At 40.4% G+C, this 7,351-nt stretch carries 6 protein-coding genes; 2 read left to right on the top strand and 4 right to left on the bottom strand.

Features of this window, described 5'->3' with window-relative positions:
* The first annotated feature begins 538 nt into the window (after positions 1 to 538).
* Positions 539 to 1,405: a YitT family protein gene (locus tag AB1L08_RS20740; protein WP_413066518.1), complete on the top strand. Its 867-nt coding sequence runs from the start codon at positions 539 to 541 to the stop codon at positions 1,403 to 1,405.
* 370 nt (positions 1,406 to 1,775) lie between these two features.
* Positions 1,776 to 2,690, top strand: a complete 915-nt coding sequence (locus tag AB1L08_RS20745) for an EamA family transporter (protein WP_413066519.1) — start codon at positions 1,776 to 1,778, stop codon at positions 2,688 to 2,690.
* Positions 2,691 to 2,801: 111 nt separating this feature from the next.
* Here AB1L08_RS20745 and AB1L08_RS20750 read toward each other — a convergent pair whose 3' ends face one another.
* The 4 genes from AB1L08_RS20750 to AB1L08_RS20765 form a co-directional block, all read right to left on the bottom strand.
* Positions 2,802 to 3,005: a cold-shock protein gene (locus AB1L08_RS20750; protein WP_413066520.1), complete on the bottom strand. Its 204-nt coding sequence runs from the start codon at positions 3,003 to 3,005 to the stop codon at positions 2,802 to 2,804.
* Between the two features lie 297 nt (positions 3,006 to 3,302).
* A complete protein-coding gene (locus AB1L08_RS20755; protein WP_413066521.1) occupies positions 3,303 to 4,151 on the bottom strand; it encodes a GIY-YIG nuclease family protein in 849 nt (282 codons plus the stop codon).
* Positions 4,152 to 4,674: 523 nt separating this feature from the next.
* Complete coding sequence (locus tag AB1L08_RS20760) at positions 4,675 to 6,003, bottom strand: MFS transporter (protein WP_413066522.1); 1,329 nt, start codon at positions 6,001 to 6,003, stop codon at positions 4,675 to 4,677.
* A gap of 43 nt (positions 6,004 to 6,046) precedes the next feature.
* Positions 6,047 to 7,315, bottom strand: coding sequence for an AMP-binding protein (locus AB1L08_RS20765; protein WP_413066523.1), 1,269 nt, complete (start codon positions 7,313 to 7,315; stop codon positions 6,047 to 6,049).
* Between the last annotated feature and the right edge of the window lie 36 nt (positions 7,316 to 7,351).

Here is a 7,351-nt window from a genome sequence, read left to right on the forward strand (position 1 = left end):
TCATTTCGTAAGAGCAAACCCCACTTAGGCCTCAAATGAGAGGAACAACTATTCGCCCACAAACATTTTACTCATACAGGATCTATCCGGGGGTTTTATAAGGGTCTTTCGGTTCGGCGTGGGACTTTATATCAAGGCAGTAAGACTCCCACTTCAAGAATTTGAGGTAATACAAGAATGATAAGTGGGAGATCAAACTGCCAGCAATAACCCGATTCGTTCGGGTCGACAGGGTGTTGATCGAAAAGGTGTTGCGACGTACAGGATGTAATAGTGCAAACGTCGGCAGAACAACAGCATTATTATCGCAAGGAAAAAGCGTATCCTTTTTCAAGGGTGTCGCTGCCTAAGCTTGCCAACAGGACGTTTTCGATCTTAGCCTTAATTCTGCCCACATCGTGTGGCAACCGCCTGAATGACCCACATCGTGCGAGCCTAATCCCCCGCTGAAGCTATCCTCAAATTTCTTTCATGACAGGAATGCTCCTTTCTATGTTAAGATGGCAGTGGCATTTTTGAACGGAAGGAATGAGTAAAAATGACGAAGTCTATACAGACAAAACGGTTTATAGAATATCTTTCCATTATTTTCGGCGCCGCTTTGGTCGGTGTATCCTATAATATTTTTCTCTTGCCGGCCAGGCTGGCAGCAGGCGGAGTATCCGGTATCAGTACGATTCTTTACGAGTTGTATCAATATAACCCCGCTTATGTTCAATGGATCATTAATATACCGGTCTTTATTGCAGGCTTTCTCGTTCTGGGCAAAGATTTCAGTTTAAAGACGCTGGCAGGCACATTTTTCGTTCCTTTCACCATTTGGGTCAGTGCCGACATCCCTTTTACCATCGATAATCCTTTGCTGGCAGCAATTTATGGGGGAATCCTCCTGGGAGTTGGCCTGGGCATTGTTTACAGAGGAAAAGGATCGACTGGAGGGCTGGCTACCGTCGCACAAATTGTTAAAAAGTACACAGGTTTGTCCAGCGGCTACTCACAGTTAATCGTTGATGGATTGGTTGTCGTCTGTTCTGCGTTTGTCTTCAACCTCGAACTGGCTTTATATGCAATGATGGCCATTTATGTGACAAGCAAAGTGATTGATTTTGTCCAATTGCAATCTTCACCATCAAAGCTCGTGCTCATTATCACTGAACACGAAGAACGGATCCAAACCATCATCAAGGATGAAATCGACCGGGGCCTTACAAAAATACGCTCGATCGGCGGCTTTTCCAATCAGGAAAAAACAATGATCCTTTGCGTTGTTGAGCAGCAGGAAGCCGTTTATTTGAAAAAAGTACTCCAGGAAATGGAACCAGCCTCCTTTGTCGTCTTTCTCAATGCATCTGAAATCCTTGGAAGAGGTTTCTCCTTATCCAAAATTCATGAAACTGCAAGGTGAAAAGGATAAACCGTGATCCGGGTGAACGGTCCTTTCGGATCACGGTTTATATTTCGATTACACTAAAAAGCTTCTGCTTTATTTTTCCTATTTTAAATAGTTATTCATGTAAAGGCGTTAGTAAAAAAGCTCATCGCGAAAAGCCAAAATTTTGTTTAAACATCATCTATTGATCAGAAACCAGTCATTCAACGGGATCTGTCACCTTGACACGGAACCTCTGTGGAAGGTTTGTCACGCGAAAAACTAGAGGGGGTAAAATATCTCAACCCGTTTCTTTTTCCGAGCAACTTATTTTTTTGTGGTTGTGAGTTGCCGACTTTATGATAATATAGAAGAGGTTTTTACGATATAAAGAGGGACGGACATCATGTGGTTTATTTTTTCCATATTAACTGCTATTTCTTGGGGCGCTGCAAACCTGTATTATAAAAAAGGATCGGATAGCAGCGACAAGTACAGTCATTTAAAAATTGTCACGATGGTTGGAATTGTCATGGGGATTCATGCGGTTTCCTATATGCTGATCAAAGGGGTCGCTTTTGATCCTTTTGATATGATCAGGTATTTTCCAGTTTCAGCTCTATATATTTTGTCGATGACGATTGGGTATGTCGGATTAAGATATATTGAATTATCCATTGCTGCACCTGTTCAAAACTCTTCAGGTGCTGTCAGTGCACTTTTATTATTTATTTTTTTTCCAAGGGAAATGAGCTTCCTCAACATTTTCGGAATCATCACTGTAACAACCGGCGTAATTGGCCTTGCTGTATTAGAAAAGCAGGGTGAAATAGAAAGCCTGCAAGCAAGGAACGAAGTCATTCCAAAAAAATATCAAATAGGTGTATTGGCCATTACCTTCCCTATCCTCTATAGTATTTTGGATGGCTTGGGAACATTTGCAGATGGCATCTATTTGGATGAATTAAAACTGATCAGCGAAGATTCCGCTTTGCTGGCCTACGAATTCACTTTCTTGATTGTCGGCCTATTTTCCTATCTATATGTCAAACTCATCAAGAAAGAGCCGTTTGTGATTTTGAAAGAACATGATAAAGGGCTGGCGGCTATCTTGGAAACAACCGGACAATTTTTCTATGTTTTTGCAATAGCTGGCAATGCCATCATCGCCGCCCCCCTGATTGCGGCCCACGGTATTTTCTCGGTCATTTTATCACGGATTTTTCTAAATGAAGTGTTGACGAAACGCCAGTATCTTATGATCGCCATTGTCATGCTGGGGATTATTTTATTAGGAATAGCGGAGGGGCTTGCAACATAGGCTAACAGTTCCTACTGCCAAGCCTGTGGGAGGACTTTCACCACCAAGTTAGAGCCCATGCCGGACGCACAACAAAGAAACAGGCCCCGGGTAAGGGCCTGTTTCCAACCTTTAATATACTTTTTGAACGTTTGTGGCTTGCGGGCCGCGCTGTCCTTGTTCAACCTCAAAAGTGACGCTTTGATCTTCGTCTAAAGATTTGAACCCTTCACTTTGGATAGCTGAGAAATGTACGAATACATCGTCTCCTTCTTCTCTTTCGATGAAACCGAAACCTTTTTCTGCATTGAACCACTTAACTTTACCTTGTTCCAAAATATTGCCTCCCGGTGCGATTATTCGCACGTATGTTACTATCCTTGCTCTAATACCTTAGACGAAAAACAAAATCTGAGAGAGAGCAAAAATAACTCTTCTTAAGAGTAACAGATATGTTTTAAAATAGCAAATTTTTTGACGCATTTTTTTTGATAAAAATAATGTTGCGTAAGATACAAAGATAAGGATATATCCTTCGCAACCGGCTCAATAGCCCTTTTAATGGCGTCCCCACAAAACTTTAGGATATATATATCGACTTATGGATATTTTTTTAACAAATTTAATATGATTTTACTCTTGTCTCTTTAACTTATCCAATGTGTATCCCTCTTTCGATTTCCACTCCCTCCACCCATTCGCTCTTCTTGCCAAAATGACAGCTGCTGCCGGGCTAGGGGAACTAAATATATGGTCTTCGGTAAACACGTAGACCTCTCCTTTTTGACTTAATATGTTATTCTCAAGTAATTCTTGTCTCATTTTTGTCACCCATTGTCCTGCTGACGGAGCTTCTGTTAGATTACAAACAGATCCTTTCAATACAACAAATCCCTCATCCGTATATTCTCCTTTCGCATCTGCACTCTTGCCTCTACAGTAAAAAATATCTTTCGTTTCTCTATTGGCTACCTTTTCAAATATCGGGTATCCAAGAGCGGAAAGCAGTGTTTTGATTGTTTCAAAATTGTCCATTAAGTCAGCGATCATCGGTTCAGGAAGAGCGGATGGAACAGGTATATTGCCATTTTCTAAATGAAAGCGCCCGTTGGAAAGAGCTTCTTTATAAAAAAAGGATTCTAAAAATTTCACGTGAGATTTTGTAAAACTTCCTGTTTTGGAAGCAACGACAACAGCGGTATTCCAAAAATCTTTTTTTGAATCTCTATTATGTTGCTTAATTCTTTCATAACAATTCTCCGCTTCCCCTATATATACATTCGGCTTTCCATCCGTATCTGATTTTCCAAATAGAAAGTATACCCCTACATCTTTTGCTTCCGGCCTCTGTCCGGCCATAGTTAATTTATTTCTCGGGATTAAAACCAACTGAATTACTCTCGTAGTAATTTCAGCTATTTTTATACTGGTGGGTGAACCGTCGGGCATATATATTTGGATCGTCTTTCCTAGAATATCCACAGATCTTCCTCCCAAAAATATAAGTCTATTACCATCTTAACGTAAATTTGGAAGAATAGTTACAAGGAGATTTGTCATAAGCAAATTAAACTAGAACGGAACAGATACGAGGTTATTGAAAAGGCCGGAAAAATTTTCATATATGACTTTTTGAGAAGCTTACTAAAAAAAAGAGGCGGAATAATACTATTGAGAGATTCAGCCTTCCCTTTTGTCTAACCTAAAAATTTATTATTCGATATATAAAAGCACCCCGATGGGTGCTTTTATATAATGAAACCATACTTATTGGCTGCACAATTTTTGAGAATTACTTAATTGAGTTAAATGTTGTTAATTGTGGACACTGAAATATACTAACAATGATATTATTTGTATGATTGACAAGAAATTTTCCACTGAATGACTGCCTATTTATCTCCCAATTATAATTATTGAGCATGTCTAAGGGAATGACACTTTTTATGAAAGGGTATTTTTTACTATTAATTATCGCAAGATATTAGAGCTATCATGTTGCTGATTATTCACCTATTTTCTTATTATGCATGGCCGAGGAGTTAAAATTTCCCAATCCATCGGGATAATCATCATAGAGCGAGCTTTTTCTTGTGTCAGGAGCAAAAAAGCTTAATACCAGTGACAAAAGTAATGCCGCGATCATGAAACTTCCAAAAACCCAAGGGGAAGGCCCGAAAGATTCAGCCATAGTGGTCCAAATCATTGGACCAAAACCTACAATAGCAGCTGCGACTTGATATCCGAATGATAAACCGGTATAACGTACCTTTGCCGGGAACAGTTCTGAAAATAGGGTTCCCTGTGTAGCGAAAATAGAGGCCCATATGATACCCAGCATGATTCCTTGCATAAGGTACAGCCATAAAGCATCTTTGGCCATTAGTGAAAAATAGGGAACAGCTAATAGAATCATTAAAAGCAATCCCGCTATATATATTGTTTTTCTTCCAATAAAATCTGAAAGATAGCCCACAAACGGGATTGTGAGGACCATGGTAGCACACCCGATAGTAAGCGCCGTTAGGGCGACTTGATTGGAATAGCCTAGATAAACCGTAGAATAAGAAAGGACGAACGACATTAAAAATACATTGAAAAAACCATCTCCCAGTTTCAGTCCAATAGCATGCAGCACGCTTTTCCAGTTATTTTTGAAGGTTTCAGCGAAAGGAAGTTTTGCCAGTTCCCCACTTTCTTTATGTTGCTTGAAGGCAGGAGTTTCTTCAACCCCACTTCGGATCCATAAAGCTAACCCGATAAGGACAACGCTGAAAAGGAATGGTACACGCCATCCCCAAGCCAGGAACTGTGCTTCCGTAGTAAGGTAACTGATTATCGTTAAGCTCATTGTCCCAAGCACCAAGCCGATAGGAACACCCAATTGGGGGACAGAACCATAAAGCCCTCTTAAACCCTTTGGAGCATACTCGGTTGCCAAAAGAACGGCTCCCCCCCATTCACCTCCAAGGGAAATCCCTTGAATTAGACGCAAAACCACTAACATGAGCGGTGCTAAGAACCCTATTTGTTCGTAAGTTGGAAGGAGCCCTATTAAAAATGAACTAAGCCCCATCCCGATTAAGGTGAACATCAACGCTGATTTCCTGCCGATCTTATCGCCAAAATGACCAAAGATAATACTTCCAATAGGCCTTGCCGCATACCCAACCCCAAATGTTGCAAAAGCTAGGAGAAGTCCAATACCGGGATCTTGACTTGGAAAATACAACGTTGAGAATACCAGTCCGGTAGCCGTGCCGTATAAATAGAAATCATACCACTCGATAACGGAACCGGAAAGACTAGCAAATAATACTCGTCCCTTTTTCATAGACGACATCCTTTCAAATAAATTGTTAGTCAGCAAGAAAATATTAATTTGATAACAGGTTCCCTTTTGAAAATTTCTTTAATAAATGCTTTTGTATTTTCCCTACCGATGTGCGGGGAAAGTCATTCACGAATTCAATGGAATCTGGAACCTTAAATGCAGCAAGAAGTTCTCTACAATGTTCAATTAGTACATCTTCCGTAGTCCCCCGGCCCTCCTTCAAAATGACATAAGCTTTGATAGCTTCATCTCTAATTGAATCAGGGATTCCGACCACAGCGGCTTCATACACATCGGGATGCTGCATAATGGCATTTTCAACTTCAATGGCCGCAATATTTTCCCCTGCACGTTTAATCATGTCTTTCTGCCGGTCGACAAAGTAGAAGTAGTCTTTATCCGTTCTTGTGGCATTATCCCCTGTATATAGCCATCCGTTACGAATAGTTTCACGGGTTGCCTTTTCATTTTTAAAATATCCTTTCATGATGGTTCGGCCGGGAATGCCTTTAACAATAATCTGCCCAGGTTTATTAACAGGAACTTCCGCTCCCGAATCATCCACCAATTTAACTTCTGCACTGATGATTGGTTTGCCAATGCTCATATTATCCTTCTTTCCATAAAGCGGATTCATTAATGGTGGGGCAACGGTTTCCGTCATACCATATAACTGGAGAAGGGATACATTAAATTTTTGTTCAAATTCATAAAGTTGGTCCGGTGTCACGGACTGGGCATAGATAATTGTGCGTAAAAGGTTTTCTTTGTCCCCTTCATCATAACTTTGATTCAAAATCATCCTGATTGGTGCTGCAAACAATGAGCCAATCGTTGCTCTCATCCGTTTAGCTTGCTTAAAATATTGGGAGGCACTAAATCTTTCAGTAATTGCTACACTCGCCCCAACGGTCAACGCTGGCATAAACATATAGTATTGACCGTTTCCATGGAACAGGGGAAGTACAATCAAAGCCCGGTCCTCTGGTGTAAAACAAAGCGATTTCGAAACTGCCTCTCCTGTAAAAAGATAATTAGAGTGGGTGATCAAGCAGCCCTTTGGTTTGGAAGTGGTTCCTGACGTATACAAGATGGAAACAACATCTTCTCCTTTTAAAGGGATATGAGGAATCTCACCATCGGCTTCCTCGATTAAATAATCTAAACATATATTTTCATATTGTTTATTGGTACAGCGCGTTAATAAAATGTTCTTTAGCTTTGACGATCTATTACTAATATCAGTAAATTTGTCAAGATATTCCTCTTCGAAGCTTTTTGCGATGTTCCCTTTTTTCGTATATACCCACAAAAAGAAAGCACGCTTTCAGAGGGCGGTGACAATGAA

It is taken from the genome of Siminovitchia jepli, assembly GCF_047228825.1.
Lineage (GTDB): Bacteria > Bacillota > Bacilli > Bacillales > Bacillaceae_C > Siminovitchia.

Bases quoted from the DNA above. Each gene is read 5' to 3' on its own strand.
- AB1L08_RS20740 (WP_413066518.1), top strand. From the start codon at position 539: ATGACGAAGTCTATACAGACAAAACGGTTTATAGAATATCTTTCCATT.
- AB1L08_RS20745 (WP_413066519.1), top strand. From the start codon at position 1,776: ATGTGGTTTATTTTTTCCATATTAACTGCTATTTCTTGGGGCGCTGCA.
- AB1L08_RS20760 (WP_413066522.1), bottom strand. From the start codon at position 6,003: ATGAAAAAGGGACGAGTATTATTTGCTAGTCTTTCCGGTTCCGTTATC.